Here is a 17,062-nt window from a genome sequence, read left to right as displayed (position 1 = left end):
CGCGTTAAATGGCGCATAACGAAGCAGTCGACGTAGTTCTGGTTGGGGCCGGCATCATGAGTGCCACCCTCGCAGTACTGCTCAAGGAACTCGACCCGGCGATCAAGCTGGAAGTCGTCGAGCTGATGGATTCCGGTGCCGCCGAGAGTTCCAACCCCTGGAACAACGCCGGTACCGGCCACGCCGGCCTGTGCGAGCTGAACTACACGCCGCAGGCTGCCGACGGCACCGTCGACATCAAGAAAGCCGTGCACATCAACACCCAGTTCGAGGTGTCGAAGCAGTTCTGGTCGTACCTGACCAAAAAAGGCACGTTCGGCTCGTGCAAATCCTTCATCAGTCCGGTGCCGCACCTGAGTTACGTCGAGGGCGAGAAAGGCGTGTCGTTCCTCAAGGAACGCTTCAACGTGCTGCACAAGCACCACGCCTTCGCCGACATGGAATACACCGAAGACAAGGCGAAGATGGCCGAGTGGATGCCACTGATGATGCCGGGTCGTCCAAAAGACCAGGTGCTCGCCGCCACCCGCGTGATCAACGGCACCGACGTCAACTTCGGCGCCCTGACCAATCAGTTGCTCAAGCACCTGACCAGCGCACCCGATGCCCAGGTCAAGTACTGCAAGCGCGTGACCGGCCTCAAGCGTAACGGCAATGGCTGGACCGTCAGCATCAAGGACGTCAACAGCGGCAGCAGCCGTGAAGTCGACGCCAAGTTCGTGTTCCTCGGCGCCGGTGGCGCGGCCCTGCCGCTGCTGCAAGCCTCGGGCATCGAAGAAAGCAAAGGCTTCGGCGGCTTCCCGATCAGCGGCCAGTGGCTGCGTTGCGACAACCCGGACGTGGTCAAGCATCACCAGGCCAAGGTTTACAGCCAGGCGGCCGTGGGTTCGCCACCGATGTCCGTGCCGCACCTGGACACCCGCGTCGTCGACGGCAAGAAATCCCTGCTGTTCGGGCCATACGCCGGTTTCACCACCAAGTTCCTCAAGCACGGCTCCTTCATGGACCTGCCGCTGTCGGTTCGCGCCGGCAACATCGGGCCGATGCTGGCCGTGGCAAAAAACAACATGGACCTGACCAAGTACCTGGTCAGCGAAGTGATGCAGTCGATGGAACAGCGTCTGGAATCCCTGCGCCGTTTCTACCCCGAGGCGAAAGCCGAAGACTGGCGCCTGGAAGTGGCCGGCCAACGGGTGCAGATCATCAAGAAAGACCCGAAAAAAGGCGGCATCCTGCAGTTCGGCACCGAACTGGTGGCCGCGAAGGACGGCTCCCTCGCCGCCCTGCTCGGCGCTTCGCCAGGTGCTTCGGTGACCGTTTCGATCATGCTGGAACTGATCGAGAAGTGCTTCCCGGCCAAGGCCAAGGGTGAGTGGGCTGCCAAACTGGCGGAAATTTTCCCGGCCCGTGAAAAGGTCCTGGAAACCGACGCTGCGCTGTATCGCAAGATCAACACGCAGAACAACGTCGCGCTGGAACTGGTTGAAGCCAGCAACGAGACCGAAAGCTACGCCTGATTCGGCCCCATGAAAAACGCCCCGCACTCGATGAGTGCGGGGCGTTTTTTTATGCCTGTGGAAAACTTCGGGCTATCAGCCGCGGGCTTTCTCGATCAGCTCGATGTATTCCGCAGCGTTGCGTTGATCGCGGATCAGGTCGACGAAGGTCTTGCCGTGCTCGTCCTTGCCGTCCACGTCATAACCGGCGGCAACGAAGAACGTCAGGAAACGCTCGAAATCGTCGATGCGCAGGCCACGGTAAGCCTTGACCAGTTTGTGCAGCGACGGCGAAGTGGCGTCGACCGGCTCAAAATCGAGGAACAGCTTGATCTGCTCATCGCCGATCTCGTCACCAATCACTTGCTTCTTATCTTTACGCATTGCCGACTCCAGCTCGCAGACATTTCACGGGGCGGGCAGTTTACCCCTGCGCGGGCACAAGGCTCAACGCGAGCGCGTGCTGCCGGTGTGCAAATCGGCCCAGATATGGCCGTTGGCGTAGGTCAGGAACTGGCAATACACGGTGCCATTGCGCAACAGATCGATCACCACCCGGTACTGGGGCAGCGGGTAATAGAGCGTCAGGGTTTTGCTCTTGGCGTCATACGCCGGTTTTTTCAGGCTTTTGCTTTCGCCATCGAAGTTGACCAGCACCTGATTGATCGACGCCCCCTTGTTCAGGGGTTTGCCTTTGAGGCGGATCATCAACGAAGAGGTGACCGGAATCGGCTGCTGATTGGACTGACGCTGGGCCCCCACCACCACTGAATAATCGGTGACCTGCAACAGTTGCTGCTGCTCGGGTTCGGTATCGCGCAGGGTCAGATCGTCCGGCGGCAGGAATTGACTGTGCATCGGAGCGGCGGACAGGGGCAGGCTGAGGGTCAGCAACAGAGCGGCGCAGCTGCGGATCAAGAGGCTCATGACAGGCTCCGGGGGACGGGGCCGAGCACTTTAGCAGCCTTTAAAGCAAAAGATCGCAGCCTGGGGCTGCGATCTTTCAGGGGGGGCTTACATGCCTTTGACGGCGAAGATCCCGTTGGCGTTGCGCCAGTAGCCTTTGTAGTCCATGCCGTAACCGAAGATGTAACGGTCGATGCACGGCAGACCGACGAAGTCGGCTTTCAGATCAGGACGAGCCTTGCGGTCGTGCTCCTTGTCGATCAGCACGGCAGTGTGCACTTTGCGCGCGCCAGCGTGACGGCAGAAGTCGATGATCGCGCCGAGGGTGTGACCTTCGTCGAGGATGTCGTCGATGATCAGCACGTCGCGGTCGATGAACGAGACTTCCGGCTTGGCTTTCCAGAACAGGTCGCCGCCGCTGGTTTCGTTGCGATAGCGGGTGGCGTGCAGGTAGGACGCTTCCAGCGGGAACTGCAAATGAGTCAGCAGTTTGCCGGAGAAGATCAGGCCACCGTTCATCACGCAGAACACCACCGGGTTGCTGTCGGCCAGTTGTTCGTTGATTTGTGCACCGACGCGGGCAATGGCAGCCTCGACTTCAGCTTCGGTGTACAGGCAGTCAGCCTCTCGCATGATTTGACGGATATGCTCGAGATCAGCGGACATGGCGCTCTCCAGGGGGGACGGATTTCGGAAAAGCGGGCAAAGGTACGCATCAACCGGGGCCGAATCAAGCATTTGTGGACTAACGTACTGTATGTCCTATAGGACATCACCCTCGGATAGATTAATCTAGGCCGGTTTTTTTGCCCGCCGCCGGAGCCTTTCCCCATGTCCATCCAAGAGATCCGCCATCCGCTGATCCGTCACAAACTTGGCCTTATGCGCCGTGCAGACATCAGCACCAAGAATTTCCGTGAGCTCGCTCAGGAAGTCGGTGCCCTGTTGACCTATGAAGCGACCAAAGACCTGCCGCTGGAAACCTACGATATCGAAGGTTGGTGCGGCACTGTGTCGGTCGAGAAAATCGCCGGCAAGAAGATTACCGTCGTGCCGATCCTGCGCGCCGGCATCGGCATGCTCGAAGGCGTGCTCAGCCTGATCCCGGGCGCAAAAGTCAGCGCCGTGGGCGTTGCCCGTAACGAAGAAACCTTGCAGGCCCACACCTATCTGGAAAAACTGGTTCCGGAAATCGACGAGCGCCTGGCGATGATCATCGACCCGATGCTCGCCACCGGCAGCTCCATGGTCGCGACCATCGACCTGCTGAAGAAGGCCGGTTGCAAGGACATCCGCGCGATGGTGCTGGTTGCCGCACCGGAAGGCATTGCCGCTGTCGAGCAGGCCCACCCGGACGTGATCATTTACACCGCGTCCATCGATCAGAAACTCAACGAGCACGGTTACATCATTCCTGGGCTTGGCGATGCCGGTGACAAGATCTTCGGCACCAAGCAGAAGGACGCTTAAGCATGCAACAAGAGTTCAACGATCCGCTCTGGCGCACCGTACTGTCCGGCGCACAGATGCTGTTCGTGGCTTTCGGCGCCCTGGTGCTGATGCCACTGATCACGGGCCTGGACCCGAACGTGGCACTGTTTACCGCAGGTCTGGGCACGATACTGTTCCAGATCGTCACCGGGCGTCAGGTGCCGGTGTTCCTGGCGTCGAGCTTCGCCTTCATTACCCCGATCATTCTCGCCAAGGGCCAGTTCGGCCTGGCGGCGACCATGGGCGGCGTGATGGCGGCCGGTTTCGTCTACACCTTCCTCGGTCTTGCCGTGAAGATCAAAGGCACCGGGTTCATTGACCGTCTGCTGCCGCCGGTGGTGATCGGCCCTGTGATTATCTCCATCGGCCTGGCCATGGCGCCGATTGCCGCGAACATGGCGATGGGCAAGGCCGGCGACGGTTCGGAGCTGATCCATTACCAGACCGCGATGATGATCTCGATGCCGGCGCTGCTGACCACGTTGATCGTGGCGGTGTTCGGCAAGGGCATTTTCCGTCTGGTGCCGATCATTTCCGGCGTGCTGGTGGGCTTTGCCCTGTCCTTCTACTTCGGCGTGGTCGACACCGCAAAGATTGCCGCGGCACCGTGGTTTGCCCTGCCGGCCTTCACCGCACCGGAGTTCAACTGGCAGGCGATCCTGTTCATCGTTCCGGTAGCGCTGGCCCCGGCCATCGAGCACATCGGCGGCGTGATTGCGGTCGGCAGCGTGACCGGTCGCGACTACCTGAAGAAGCCGGGCCTGCATCGCACCCTGCTCGGTGACGGCATCGCCACCACCGCAGCCGGTCTGTTCGGCGGTCCGCCCAACACCACCTACGCGGAAGTGACCGGCGCGGTGATGCTGACCAAGAACTACAACCCGAAAATCATGACCTGGGCGGCGATCTTCGCCATCAGCCTGGCGTTCATCGGCAAGTTCGGCGCCCTGCTGCAAAGCATTCCGGTGCCGGTGATGGGCGGGATTCTGTGCCTGCTGTTCGGTTCAATCGCGGCGGTGGGGATGAACACCCTGATCCGTCACAAGATCGATCTGGGCGAGGCGCGCAATCTGGTGATCGTCTCGGTAACCCTGGTGTTCGGTATCGGCGGTGTGCTGGTCGGCACCGGCACCGGTCCCGACGACTTCGGTCTCAAAGGCATCGCGCTGTGCGCGGTGGTGGCGATTGCGCTGAACCTGCTGCTGCCGGGCAATGACGGCTGGAAGCAGAAGAAGGCGGATGAGCCGCTGATCTAAGCCTTAGCTTCAAGATCGTTCCCACGCGGATCAACCCACACTGATCGTTCCCACGCTCTGCGTGGGAACGATCAAAGCCAGCCTGCTGGCGACGCTTTCAGAGGGCCAACGGCGCCCGTTCACAAAGCGTTGCCAACGCCTTCGCCCATTGCGGGTCGTCATTCAGGCACGGCACCAGCACCAGCTCTTCGCCCCCCGCCTCGCGGAACTGTTCCTTGCCGCGATCGCCGATCTCTTCCAGCGTCTCGATGCAATCGGCAACAAACGCCGGGCACATCACCAGAATCTTCTTCACGCCGCTTTTGGCCAGCTCATCCAGCCGCGCTTCAGTGTAGGGCTCGATCCATTTCGCCCGGCCCAGACGCGATTGAAACGACACCGACCACTTGCCGTCCGCCAGCCCCATGCGCTCAGCGAACAACGCCGCGGTGCGCAGGCATTGGGCGCGATAACAGGTGGCCAGGACGGCAGCCGAAGCGTTCCTGCAGCAATCTTCATTCTTGAAGCAATGATTGCCGGTCGGGTCGAGCTTGGTCAGGTGCCGCTCGGGCAAACCATGGAAGCTCAGCAACAGGTGATCGTAATCCTGCTGCAAGTGCGGCTTGGCGCTCGCCACCAGAGCGTCGAGGTACTCCGGCTGATCGTAGAACGGCTGCAACACCGACAGTTGCACATTGAGTTTCTTTTCGCGTACCACCCGCTTGGCTTCTTCAATCACCGTGGTGGTGGTGCTGTCGGCGAACTGTGGATAAAGCGGCGCGAGGGTAATGCGTTTGTGCCCCGCCGCTACCAGCTTCATCAGACTTGTCTCAATCGACGGCTCACCGTAACGCATGGCCAGTTCCACCGGGCCGTGGGTCCACTGCGCCTTCATCTGCTGTTGCAGGCGACGACTGAGCACCACCAGCGGCGACCCTTCGTCCCACCAGATCGAGGCGTAGGCATGGGCCGACTGCTCCGGGCGCTTGATCAGGATCAGCGACACCAGCAGACGCCGCAGCGGCCACGGCAGGTCGATCACGTACGGGTCCATCAGGAATTGATTGAGATAGCGGCGCACGTCGGCCACCGAAGTGGAGGCCGGCGAGCCCAGGTTGACCAGAAGCAAGGCGTGATCGGTCATGCAACGTCCTATTTCAGAGGCGGCTGGACAGATCGTCCAGGGCCGCGCGTAAATCCGTGAACCGGAAAGTGAATCCCGCTTCCAGCAAGCGTTTGGGCGTGGCCCGTTGGCCTCCCAGCAACAGCAATGACATCTCGCCGAGCCCGACCTTCAAGGCGAGCGCCGGCATCGGCATGAACGCCGGGCGGTGCAACACGCTGCCCAGCGTCCTGGCGAATTCGCGATTGCGCACCGGTTTCGGCGCGCACGCATTATAAGGACCGCTCGCCTGATTGCGGTGCAGAAGAAAATCAATCAGGGCGATTTGGTCATCGATATGAATCCACGGCATCCACTGCCGACCGTTGCCCAAAGGCCCGCCCAGCCCGAGCTTGAACGGCAGCAGCAGGCGCGACAAAAAGCCGCCCTCGGCCGACAGCACCAGGCCGGTGCGCACCAGCACCACGCGAATGTCCATCGCTTCGGCGCGTTGCGCGGTTTCCTCCCAGGCGATGCACAACTGGCTGGCGAAATCGTCGATCACCGGCGGCGAGTCCTCGGTCAACTCACGTTCGCCACCGTCACCGTACCAACCCACGGCCGAGCCCGAGATCAGCAGCGACGGTTTCTGCCCGCGCTTTTCCAGCCATGCCAGCAGCGATTCGGTCAGTGTGATCCGGCTACTCCACAACAGCGCCTTGCGCCGATGGGTCCACGGCCGGTCGGCAATCGGCGCGCCGGCCAGGTTGACGATCACGTCGACCGGTTCGTCGCCAAGGTCCTCCAGACGCGCGACGCCACGCACCTGGGCGCCACAGATTTGCGCAACTTTCTCCGGACGGCGGCTCCAGACCGTCAGGCGATGCCCTTGTCCGGACCAGTACCGGCAAAGCTGACGTCCGATCAACCCAGTACCGCCGGTCAGCAATATCTGCATGACTTCTTCCTCGCGTGGCGTTTTACCCCGATCACTAGTCTATTTTTATAAACAGGGATCTTTTCTATCGGGCAGGCTCTATTGTTTAACCATAGGCCAAGCTGTCAGAACCAGAACGCTGGAAGTTATACCAAAAAACATAATTGTACAGGTTTCATCCACGGCGTAGTCTGTGCAGAAAGGTAAACGAGGCCCCTATGACTGTACCTATAGCAATCATTGGCACCGGCATCGCCGGACTCTCCGCCGCCCAGGCACTCACGGATGCCGGGCATACCGTTCAGTTGTTCGATAAAAGTCGCGGCAGCGGCGGGCGCATGTCGAGCAAGCGCAGCGATGCCGGCTCGCTGGACATGGGTGCGCAATACTTCACCGCCCGTGACCGGCGCTTCGTGACCGAAGTCCAGCGCTGGCAAAGCAAAGGCTGGGTCGCCGAATGGGCACCGCAGCTCTACACCTATCATGGCGGGCAACTGAACCTGTCGCCGGACGAACAGACCCGCTGGGTCGGCACGCCGCGCATGAGCGCCATCACTCGCGGCCTGCTCGATGGCCTGGAAGTGCATTTCGCCTGCCGGATCACCGAGGTCTATCGCGGTGAAGAACATTGGCACCTGCAGGACGCCGAGGGTTTCACCCACGGGCCGTTCAGCCACGTGGTGGTCGCCACGCCGGCGCCTCAGGCCACTGCCCTGCTGGCCTCCGCGCCGAAACTCGCCGGCGCCGCCGCCGGCGTGAAAATGGACCCGACCTGGGCCGTCGCCCTCGCCTTCGACACGCCACTGGATACGCCGATCGAAGGCTGCTTCGTTCAGGACAGCGCCCTTGACTGGCTGGCCCGCAACCGCAGCAAACCGGGTCGCGACACCACCTGCGACACCTGGGTTCTGCACGCCACCAGTGCCTGGAGCCGGCAGCACATCGACCTGCCCAAGGAAGCGGTGATCGAACAATTGCACGGCGCCTTCGCCGAGTTGCTGCACAGCGCCATGCCGGCACCGACCTTCAGCCTCGCCCACCGCTGGCTGTATGCCCGCCCCGCCAGCAGCCACGAATGGGGCACCCTGGCCGACGCCGATCTGGGCCTGTATGCCTGTGGCGACTGGTGCCTGTCGGGTCGGGTCGAAGGGGCGTGGCTCAGTGGCCAGGAGGCGGCAAGACGCTTGCACGAACACCTGCAGTGAATCGCATCAATCCGCGCAAATTGCTGCTGTCGAAATGGACAGCAGCCCACCCGCAAAACCGTGAAAAGCATTTTCTGGTGACCGAACTCTTCCGCGACGAGGACGGCACAGTGCTGGAAATCGAATTGCAGGCGGTGCTAACCCGGCGTACCGAGCAATGCGACTGGCGCGCCCTGGAGGATGATTCACGCTGGAAAATGGGCTGGCGTTAAAAACCTCAAAAAAACTTATACAAACAGTTTGACTTGTACACCCATGAATCTATGCTGAGAGCATGTTGTACAGATCTATTTGTCTGTACAGGTTCAGATTCGAGGTTGTTGCATGTCCGACTCATCGACGTCCCTGCCGAAAATCGCCATCAGCGCCTGCCTGATGGGCGCCGAAGTACGCTACAACGGCGGACACAAGGAATCGCGGCTGTGCAGCCGCACCCTGGCCGAGCATTTTGAATTCGTTCCCGTCTGTCCTGAAGTCGCGATCGGTCTGGGGATTCCCCGCGAACCGATCCGTCTGGTGGGTGACCCGACCAGGCCCGAGGCGGTCGGCACCGTCAATTCATCGATCAATGTCACCCAACCGCTGGCGGCCTATGGAGAAAAAATGGCTGCAGAGCTCGATGGCATCTGCGGCTACATCTTCATGCAGCAATCGCCGTCCTGCGGACTTGAGCGAGTCAAGGTCTACCATGCCAACGGCGCACCGGTGAATGGTGGCGGGCGCGGCATTTACGCCGAGGCGTTCTGTGCACGGCATCCGGATCTGCCGGTGGAAGAAGCCGGGCGCCTTAATGACCCCGTGCTGCGGGAGAACTTCATCACTCGCGTACTCGCCTACCGCGAATGGCAGCAAGTGCTCAAGCAAGGCCTGAGCCGCCGCGCGCTCACCGACTTCCACTCGCGCTACAAATACCTGCTGATGGCCCACAACCCGGTGCAATACAAGGCGCTGGGCAATCGGCTGGGCAACATGGGCCGGACCGACCCGGCCGAGCTGGGCCCGCGCTATTTCAGCGAATTGATGGCGGCGCTGAAAAAATGCGCCACTCGCCGCACCCACAGCAATGTCCTGCAACACATCAGTGGTTACCTGAAACAGGCGATCAGCCCCGAAGACAAACAGGAAGTGCAGCACATCATCGGCCAGTACCGACACGGCATAGTGCCGCTGGTGGTGCCGCTGACGCTGCTCAAGCATCACTTTCGCCTCCACCCGGATCCCTATATTGCGCAGCAGGTGTACCTGCAACCGCATCCGGAAAACCTCAGCCTGCGAAACGCCATTTGATGAACGACTCACCCGATACCAGCGCCCGGGAAGACCTCGGCGCCGACTTCAAGAAAGCCCTCGACGAAGGCTGGCTGCCAATCCGCGAAGTCGCCCGTCAGACCGGCGTGAACGCCGTCACCCTGCGCGCCTGGGAACGGCGCTATGGGCTGATCGTTCCGCAGCGCACGCCCAAGGGCCATCGCCTGTACAACGCCGAGCATGTGCAACGTATCCAGAACATCCTTACCTGGCTCAACCGTGGCGTTGCGGTCAGCCAGGTCAAACCGCTGCTCGACACGGCGCAGGCCTTGAACGAACCGGTGGAGAACGAATGGCATCCCCTGCGCCAGGCCGCCCTGCTGGCGGTCACTGACCTGAACGAGCGCGGCCTCGACGACAGCATCAACCAGGCGATGGCGCTGTATCCGCCACGCACGCTGTGCGAGCAATTACTGCTGCCGCTGCTGAGCGATCTCGAACAGCGCTGGCAGGGCCAGTTCGGCGCGCAGATGGAACGTGTGTTCTTTTATGCCTGGTTGCGCAGCAAATTCGGCGCGCGCATCTACCATAACAATCGTCAGTTGCGCACCGCGCCGCTGCTGCTGATCAACCAGTCGGACCTGCCACTGGAGCCGCACGTTTGGCTCTGCGCCTGGCTGATCAGCAGCGCCGATTGCCCGGTGCAGGTTTTCGACTGGCCGCTGCCGGCCGGCGAGCTGGCATTGGCAACCGATACCCTGCAAGCCCGTGGCGTACTGCTGTATTCCAGCAAAGCCCTGAACCTTGCGCAGCTGCCGAAACTGTTGAATGGCGTCAGCTGCCCGAAACTGATTGCCGGACCAACGGTGTGCATCCACCACGCCGAGTTGTCCGCAAACACTACCGAACTCGCTGATCTGCTCCTGGCCGAAGACCCCCTTTCGGCGCATCGGGTACTCGTTGAGCGTGGGTTGATTTAATGATTCAGACAGAGACCGACATGCAATTGATCTGGCTGCGCAGCGACCTGCGCCAACATGACAACACCGCCCTGGCGGCCGCCGCCGAGCGTGGCCCGACCGTGGCCGTGTACCTGTTGAGCCCAGAGCAATGGCAGCAACACGACGACGCACCGTGCAAGATCGATTTCTGGCTGCGCAATCTACGTGAGCTGAGCAAAAGCCTCGGCGAGCTGAATATCCCGCTCCTGCTCCGCACCGCGCCTCACTGGGATCAGGCACCAGCGGTACTGCTCGAACTGTGTCGGCAACTGAAGATCGAGGCCGTGCACGTCAACGAGGAATACGGCATCAACGAAAGCCGTCGCGATGCGGCCGTCGCCGAGGCCCTGCAAGCCGACGGCATCACCTTCCACAGCTACCTCGACCAATTGCTGTTCAAGCCCGGCAGCGTGCTGACCCGGACCGGCACTTACTTTCAGGTGTTCAGCCAGTTCCGCAAAGTCTGCTACGAACGCCTGCACCGCTCGATGCCTTCGCTGAAACAGGCGCCGGGCAAACAGTCGGCACTGAACATCACCAGCGACCCTGTTCCAGCAGCCATCGAAGGTTTCCCGACACCCGGCGAATCCCTGCGCGCACTGTGGCCCGCCGGTGAAACCGAAGCCCGACGCCGTCTCGACACGTTCGCCGATGCACAGATCGACTACTACAAGAGCGAACGCGACTTCCCGGCCAAACCTGGCACCAGTCAGCTCTCGGCCTACCTGGCCGCCGGTGTGATCTCGCCGCGCCAATGCCTGCACGCCGCCCTGCAAAGTAATCAGGGCGAATTCGAAAGCGGCAAGGTCGGGGCCGTCACCTGGATCAACGAACTACTGTGGCGCGAGTTCTACAAACATATCCTCGTCGGTTATCCACGGGTTTCACGCCATCGCGCATTCCGTCCGGAAACCGAAGCCCTGGCCTGGCGCGATGCCCCGGACGATCTGGCCGCCTGGCAGGAGGCCCGCACCGGGTTGCCGATCATCGATGCGGCCATGCGCCAACTGCTGGAAACCGGCTGGATGCACAACCGCCTGCGCATGGTGGTGGCGATGTTTCTGACCAAGAACCTGTTGATCGACTGGCGCGAAGGCGAGCGTTTTTTCATGCGCCACCTGATCGACGGCGACCTGGCCGCCAACAACGGCGGCTGGCAGTGGAGTTCCTCGACCGGCACCGATTCGGCGCCGTACTTCCGGATCTTCAACCCGCTCAGCCAGTCGGAAAAATTCGACAGCGAAGGCCTGTTCATCAAGCACTGGCTGCCGCAACTGACCGGGCTGAACAAGAAAGACGTGCACAACCCGGCCAATGCCGGCGGGCTGTTCGGCGTGGCGGACTATCCGTCGCCGATCGTCAATTTGAGCGCGTCACGGGAGCGAGCGCTGGCAGCGTTCAAGAATCTGCCGTCGCGGTCGTCTCAAGGAGAGAGCGATGAGTGAATTTCTGCGCAGTTTCGCCCAGCGGTTCGCACAGTTGGATAAAGACAACTTGCGTAACCTCGACGAACTGTACAGCGCAGACATTCATTTCACCGATCCGTTGCACGAAGTCCAGGGGCTGGCGCAACTACGCAGTTACTTCAGCGAGTTGTACGCCAACGTCAACGAACTGCGCTTCGATTTCCACGGTTTCGACCAGATCGGCGAAGGCGAAGGCTATTTGCGTTGGGTCATGAGCTACCGCCACCCGCGACTGGCCGGCGGACAACTGATCCGCGTCGTCGGCTGCTCGCACCTGCTCTGGCGCGACAAGGTTTACCGCCACCGGGATTACTTCGATGCCGGGGCACTGCTCTATGAACATTTACCCGTATTGGGCCGGGTGATCGCCTGGCTGAAAAGGAGATTGGGATGAGTCGTACAGCTCCACGTCGTTACTGGTTGACCGGTGCCAGCAGTGGTATCGGCGCGGCACTCGCAGAAGAAATTCTCAAAAGCGGTGCACAGCTGGCGGTCAGTTCCCGCCAGGTCGCGCCGCTCAAAGTGTTGTCACAACGCTATCCGGGCCAGGTACTGGTCGTGCCGGGAGACTTGACCAACAGCCAGACCGTCCGGGAAATCGGCGAGAAGATCGCAATGGAATGGGGGGCGCTGGACACGGTGATCCTCAACGCCGGCACCTGCGAGTACGTCGATGCCCGGCAGTTCGACGCCTCGATCATCGAGCACGTGGTGCGCACCAACCTGCTCGCCAGCAGCTACTGCATCGAAGCCGCCCTGCCCTTGCTGCGCAAAGGTACGGCACCGTTTCTGGTGGGGATGGCCAGCTCCGTCACCTATGTTCCGCTGCCCCGCGCCGAAGCCTACGGCGCATCCAAGGCCGGGCTGCGTTATCTGTTCGAATCGCTGCGCATCGATCTGGCCGACGAAGGCATTGACGTTACCGTCATCAGCCCCGGTTTCGTCGACACACCGCTGACCGCCAAGAATGATTTCCCGATGCCGCTCAGCTGGCCTGTGGATAAAGCCGCGCGGCATATTTTCGCCAAACTTGAGGACCGGCCGCTGGAGATCGCTTTCCCGGCACTGTTCATGGCGGTCCTGTGGCCCCTGTCGAAAATGCCTGCGCGGGTACAACTGGCCATTGGCAAACGCATGGTGCGCAGCAACCCGCCGCTCAGGGATGCAACATGAAAATCGCCATCGTCGGCAGCGGCATCGCCGGTCTGAGCTGCGCGTATCTGCTCGCTCGCCGACACGAAATCACCGTGTTCGAAGCCGACGCCCGGGTCGGCGGCCATACGCACACCGTGCCGGTGACCGTGGACGGGCGCGAGTACGCGGTGGACACCGGGTTCATCGTGTTCAACGACTGGACGTACCCGAACTTCATTCGCTTGCTCGGTCAGTTGGGCGTGGCCTTCAAGCCCACCGAGATGAGTTTTTCGGTCAACGATCCGGACACCGGCCTGGAATACAACGGCAACAACCTCAACAGCCTGTTCGCCCAGCGCAGCAATTTGCTGTCACCTGGATTCTGGGGCATGTTGCGCGACATCCTGCGGTTCAATAAAGAAGCCCGGCGCGACCTTGCCGAGCAGCGGATCGACACTGACACCACCCTTGACGATTACCTCAAGGCCGGCGGGTACGGCGAGCGTTTCATCCTGCATTACATCGTGCCGATGGGCGCGGCGATCTGGTCGATGCCGATGGCCGAGATGCTCAATTTTCCATTGCAGTTCTTCGTGCGCTTTTTTGAGAATCACGGATTGCTGTCGGTCAGCAATCGGCCGCAGTGGCAGGTGATCGAGGGCGGTTCCAGTGCCTACATCACGCCGCTGGTCGAGTCGTTCAAGGAACGCATCCGCCTGAACTGCCCGGTGGGCCGGATCGATCGCGACGAGCACGGCGTGGTCATCCACAGCCCGGCCGGCATCGAGCGTTTCGACAAAGTGGTGCTGGCCTGTCACAGCGATCAAGCGTTGCGACTGCTGGGAGATCCTGACGATAAAGAACGGGAAATCCTCGGCGCCCTGCCCTACGCCGACAACGAAGTGGTGCTGCACACCGATACCCGCCTGCTGCCCACACGCAAACGGGCCTGGGCCAGCTGGAATTATCGCCTCGGCGGAACGGGCCATACCCAGGCAGCCGTGACCTACGACATGAACATTTTGCAAGGCATTCAGAGCGACACCACGTTCTGCGTCAGCCTCAACCAGAGCGCTGGCATCACACCATCCAAAGTCCTGGCGCGCTTCACCTATGCCCACCCGCAATTCAGCCTCGCGGCCGTGGCGGCGCAGCAGCGCTGGGCTGAAATCGACGGTGCGCAACACACGCATTATTGCGGCGCCTATTGGGCCAACGGTTTTCATGAGGACGGCGTAGTCAGCGCCCTGCGCGTGGCCGCAGCCTTCGGAGAAAGCCTGTGAACAGCGCGCTCTACAGTGGCTGGATTGCCCATCGGCGATTCGCACCGCGCCGTCATCAATTCCGTTACCGGATCGGCATGCTGTATCTGGATCTGGCTGAACAGGAAGCGGTGCTGGGCCTGTCCCGACTGGCGGGCACCAGCCGCTTTGCGCCGTTTTCATTTCGCGAAACCGACTACCTGAAAACCTTCACCGGCCGGGGTGTACGCCTGAGCGATGCGGTGCGGCAACTGGTGGGCGAAGCCCTGGGCCGCGCACCGCAAGGCTCGATCTGCCTGCTGACCCAGCCGCGCAGTTGGGGCCTGTCGTTCAACCCGGTAAGTTTTTTCTATTGCCACGAGGCCGACGGCCAACTGGCGGCGATTCTCTGCGAAGTCAGCAACACGCCGTGGCGCGAGCGTTATCACTACGTGCTGCCGGCCCGAGCGCCGACCCATTTGCAGAACTTTCACCAGCACTTTGCCGTGGCCAAGGCCTTTCATGTGTCGCCGTTCCTGCCGCCGGATCTGGAATACCGCATGAGTTTCAGCCCCGCCGCGCAGACCCTGGGCGTACACATGGCCGACTGGCAGGGCGAGCAGAAACTGTTCGACGCCACCCTCGACCTGCGACGCGAACCCCTTGATCGAAGCCACTTGCACCGACACCTGTGGCGCTTTCCCTGGATGACTGCCAAGACCGCGCTGGCGATCTATTGGCAGGCGCTGCGCCTGTTGCTCAAGCGCACTCCGGTGTATGACCACCAGCGCACCGACGACCTTTTTCGAACCGCCACCGTACCGACCGAGGAACGCCACCATGAAATCCACTAGCGTCTCGGCCAAAGCCAGCCTGTTCAGCCCCCATGGCCTGAGCGGTTCGCTGCTGCGCCGGGGAGTGCTGCGCCAGCTCGAGCAGCTCAAGCAGGGTCAATTGATCGTCATCGAGGACGGCGAACGCCACGTCTTCGGTACGCCAGGCAGCACGCTGGTGGGGGAAATTCAGGTGCTGGACCCGGCCGTCTGGGGGCTGGTCGCCGGCAATGGTTCGATCGGTGCCGGTGAGGCTTTTATTCATGGCTACTGGCGCTCGCCGGATCTGACGGCCGTAGTGCGGGTCTTTGTCAGCAACCTTGAAGTGCTCGACGCCATGGAAGGTGGCCTGGCCCGGCTCGGTCGCCCACTGGTGCGCGGACTGCACTGGCTCAACCGCAATACGCGCAAAGGCTCGCAGAAAAACATCGCTGCTCATTACGACCTCGGCAATGACCTGTTCGAGCAGTTTCTCGATCCGACCATGATGTATTCCGCCGCGCAGTTTCTCAGCCCCGACGACAGCCTGGAGCAGGCGCAACTGAACAAACTGGAGCGGATCTGCCAGAAACTCGCGCTCAAGCCCGACGACCACCTGCTGGAAATCGGCACCGGCTGGGGCAGCATGGCACTCTACGCGGCGCAGCATTACGGTTGCAGAGTCACCACCACCACGTTGTCGAAGGAGCAGTTCGCCTTCACTGCCGCCCGTATCGAACGCCTCGGTTTGCAGGATCAGGTGACGCTGCTGCTCAAGGACTACCGCGACCTCACCGGCCAGTACGACAAACTGGTGTCGATCGAGATGATCGAAGCGGTCGGCCACCGCTTCCTGCCGACCTACTTCAAACAGTGCGCGCACCTGCTCAAGAGCAACGGCCTGATGCTGCTGCAAGCGATCACCATCCGCGAACAGCGCTACGAACAGGCACGTCGCGGGGTGGACTTCATCCAGCGCTACATTTTCCCCGGCGGCGCCCTGCCCTGCGTGCAGAAGATGCTTGAGATCGTCAGCCGCGACACCGACATGAACCTGCTGCATATGGAAGATTTCGGCCTGCACTACGCCCGCACCCTGCGTCTGTGGCACGAGAACTTTCGCCATGCTCACGGCCGCCTGACGGAACTGGGCTATGACGATTACTTCCTCAGGTTGTGGGAGTTCTACCTGTGTTACTGCGAGGGCGGATTTCTCGAACGCACCATCGGCACCGCACAACTGGTGCTGGCCAAACCGGCGGCGATGACCGCGCCCTTGCTCGGCCGATTCGATGCTTGAGCGATTGGCCAACGCGGTGCTGTTCCAGATCGGCTGGCTGGCCTGCGTGCTCGGTGGCGACAGCCTGTGGTTGCTGCTGGCACTGGCGATGCTGGTGATTCATCTGCGCTGGATCAGCAGTTGGGCGCAGGAAGGCCGGTTGATCCTCAGCGTGGTGATCATCGGCACGGCGGTGGACAGTGCGCTGCGCGGCCTGGGGGTTTTCGAATTCAAGGATCTGTCGCCGCTGATTCCGCTGTGGCTGATGCTGTTGTGGGCGCTGTTTGCCACGACATTGCGTCATTGTCTGCAATGGAGCGCCAGGCCCTGGTGGCTGGCCAGTCTGCTCGGCGCAGCGGGTGGCGCGCTGTCCTATGGCGCTGGCGGACGTCTGGCCGGCGTGCAGTTTCCCTATGGTGAGTTTGCGACCCTGACCGGCATCGCGCTGCTGTGGGCGTTGCTGTTTCCGCTGTTGCACCAGTTGTCCCGGCGGCTGGAACGCTAAACGC

Annotated in this window: 19 protein-coding genes; 14 read left to right on the top strand and 5 right to left on the bottom strand. The window is 61.4% G+C overall.

Going from position 1 to position 17,062, the window contains the following annotated elements; translation table 11 throughout:
• Positions 1-8 precede the first annotated feature (8 nt).
• Positions 9-1,517: a malate dehydrogenase (quinone) gene (gene mqo / locus ACKJSM_RS25240; RefSeq protein WP_236182218.1), complete on the top strand. Its 1,509-nt coding sequence runs from the start codon at positions 9-11 to the stop codon at positions 1,515-1,517.
• Positions 1,518-1,592: 75 nt separating this feature from the next.
• Here the strand turns inward: mqo and ACKJSM_RS25235 are convergent, their stop codons facing one another.
• The 3 genes from ACKJSM_RS25235 to ACKJSM_RS25225 all read right to left on the bottom strand — a co-directional run bounded on the left by ACKJSM_RS25235 (position 1,593) and on the right by ACKJSM_RS25225 (position 3,068).
• Positions 1,593-1,880 carry a PA4642 family protein gene (locus ACKJSM_RS25235; protein ID WP_410239197.1) on the bottom strand — a complete coding sequence of 96 codons (288 nt, stop codon included), beginning with the start codon at positions 1,878-1,880 and terminating at the stop codon, positions 1,593-1,595.
• Positions 1,881-1,943: 63 nt separating this feature from the next.
• A complete protein-coding gene (locus ACKJSM_RS25230; protein ID WP_410239196.1) occupies positions 1,944-2,423 on the bottom strand; it encodes a hypothetical protein in 480 nt (159 codons plus the stop codon).
• An 87-nt stretch (positions 2,424-2,510) separates the two neighbouring features.
• Complete coding sequence (locus ACKJSM_RS25225) at positions 2,511-3,068, bottom strand: hypoxanthine-guanine phosphoribosyltransferase (protein WP_236182221.1); 558 nt, start codon at positions 3,066-3,068, stop codon at positions 2,511-2,513.
• Between the two features lie 165 nt (positions 3,069-3,233).
• Between ACKJSM_RS25225 and upp the strand changes: the two genes are divergently transcribed.
• Entirely contained in the window at positions 3,234-3,872 is a 639-nt protein-coding gene (gene upp / locus ACKJSM_RS25220) for a uracil phosphoribosyltransferase (protein WP_011335903.1), read from the top strand.
• 2 nt (positions 3,873-3,874) lie between these two features.
• Positions 3,875-5,149, top strand: coding sequence for a uracil-xanthine permease family protein (locus ACKJSM_RS25215; RefSeq protein ID WP_039766305.1), 1,275 nt, complete (start codon positions 3,875-3,877; stop codon positions 5,147-5,149).
• A 97-nt stretch (positions 5,150-5,246) separates the two neighbouring features.
• Here ACKJSM_RS25215 and hemH read toward each other — a convergent pair whose 3' ends face one another.
• Together hemH and ACKJSM_RS25205 are read right to left on the bottom strand one after the other, a co-directional pair.
• Positions 5,247-6,272: a ferrochelatase gene (hemH, locus tag ACKJSM_RS25210; RefSeq protein ID WP_410239195.1), complete on the bottom strand. Its 1,026-nt coding sequence runs from the start codon at positions 6,270-6,272 to the stop codon at positions 5,247-5,249.
• Between the two features lie 13 nt (positions 6,273-6,285).
• Positions 6,286-7,188 (bottom strand): TIGR01777 family oxidoreductase, encoded by a 903-nt coding sequence (locus ACKJSM_RS25205; RefSeq protein ID WP_410239194.1) that lies wholly within the window; start codon positions 7,186-7,188, stop codon positions 6,286-6,288.
• A gap of 197 nt (positions 7,189-7,385) precedes the next feature.
• Here ACKJSM_RS25205 and ACKJSM_RS25200 point away from each other — a divergent pair, with 197 nt between their 5' ends.
• The 11 genes from ACKJSM_RS25200 (at position 7,386) to ACKJSM_RS25150 (ending at position 17,058) form a co-directional block, all read left to right on the top strand.
• Positions 7,386-8,372 carry an NAD(P)/FAD-dependent oxidoreductase gene (locus ACKJSM_RS25200; RefSeq protein WP_236182224.1) on the top strand — a complete coding sequence of 329 codons (987 nt, stop codon included), beginning with the start codon at positions 7,386-7,388 and terminating at the stop codon, positions 8,370-8,372.
• On the top strand, positions 8,369-8,584 hold the full coding sequence (locus ACKJSM_RS25195) for a TIGR02450 family Trp-rich protein (RefSeq protein ID WP_236182225.1): 216 nt from the start codon (positions 8,369-8,371) through the stop codon (positions 8,582-8,584). Before ACKJSM_RS25200 ends, ACKJSM_RS25195 begins: the two co-directional genes overlap by 4 nt.
• A gap of 112 nt (positions 8,585-8,696) precedes the next feature.
• A complete protein-coding gene (locus ACKJSM_RS25190; RefSeq protein ID WP_236182226.1) occupies positions 8,697-9,659 on the top strand; it encodes a YbgA family protein in 963 nt (320 codons plus the stop codon).
• Positions 9,659-10,600: a MerR family transcriptional regulator gene (locus tag ACKJSM_RS25185; protein WP_410239193.1), complete on the top strand. Its 942-nt coding sequence runs from the start codon at positions 9,659-9,661 to the stop codon at positions 10,598-10,600. Before ACKJSM_RS25190 ends, ACKJSM_RS25185 begins: the two co-directional genes overlap by 1 nt.
• Before the next feature lie 20 nt (positions 10,601-10,620).
• The gene (gene phrB / locus ACKJSM_RS25180) at positions 10,621-12,066 is read left to right on the top strand and encodes a deoxyribodipyrimidine photo-lyase (protein ID WP_410239192.1); all 1,446 of its coding nucleotides are present in this window, start codon (positions 10,621-10,623) and stop codon (positions 12,064-12,066) included.
• The gene (locus tag ACKJSM_RS25175; protein WP_236182229.1) at positions 12,059-12,481 is read left to right on the top strand and encodes a nuclear transport factor 2 family protein; all 423 of its coding nucleotides are present in this window, start codon (positions 12,059-12,061) and stop codon (positions 12,479-12,481) included. Before phrB ends, ACKJSM_RS25175 begins: the two co-directional genes overlap by 8 nt.
• Positions 12,478-13,260, top strand: a complete 783-nt coding sequence (locus ACKJSM_RS25170) for an SDR family NAD(P)-dependent oxidoreductase (RefSeq protein WP_236182230.1) — start codon at positions 12,478-12,480, stop codon at positions 13,258-13,260. Before ACKJSM_RS25175 ends, ACKJSM_RS25170 begins: the two co-directional genes overlap by 4 nt.
• A complete protein-coding gene (locus tag ACKJSM_RS25165) occupies positions 13,257-14,504 on the top strand; it encodes an NAD(P)/FAD-dependent oxidoreductase (RefSeq protein WP_410239191.1) in 1,248 nt (415 codons plus the stop codon). The genes ACKJSM_RS25170 and ACKJSM_RS25165 overlap by 4 nt, the downstream gene beginning before the upstream one ends.
• Positions 14,501-15,316 carry a DUF1365 domain-containing protein gene (locus ACKJSM_RS25160; protein WP_410239190.1) on the top strand — a complete coding sequence of 272 codons (816 nt, stop codon included), beginning with the start codon at positions 14,501-14,503 and terminating at the stop codon, positions 15,314-15,316. Before ACKJSM_RS25165 ends, ACKJSM_RS25160 begins: the two co-directional genes overlap by 4 nt.
• The gene (locus ACKJSM_RS25155) at positions 15,303-16,574 is read left to right on the top strand and encodes a class I SAM-dependent methyltransferase (protein WP_410239189.1); all 1,272 of its coding nucleotides are present in this window, start codon (positions 15,303-15,305) and stop codon (positions 16,572-16,574) included. The genes ACKJSM_RS25160 and ACKJSM_RS25155 overlap by 14 nt, the downstream gene beginning before the upstream one ends.
• On the top strand, positions 16,567-17,058 hold the full coding sequence (locus ACKJSM_RS25150) for a DUF2878 domain-containing protein (RefSeq protein WP_410239188.1): 492 nt from the start codon (positions 16,567-16,569) through the stop codon (positions 17,056-17,058). Before ACKJSM_RS25155 ends, ACKJSM_RS25150 begins: the two co-directional genes overlap by 8 nt.
• The last annotated feature ends 4 nt before the right edge of the window (positions 17,059-17,062 follow it).

It is taken from the genome of Pseudomonas sp. PHC1 (genome assembly GCF_046487845.1).
Lineage (GTDB): Bacteria > Pseudomonadota > Gammaproteobacteria > Pseudomonadales > Pseudomonadaceae > Aquipseudomonas > Aquipseudomonas sputi.
Note: the sequence above shows the minus strand (reverse complement) of the source record. Positions and strands in the feature narration are given on the sequence as shown.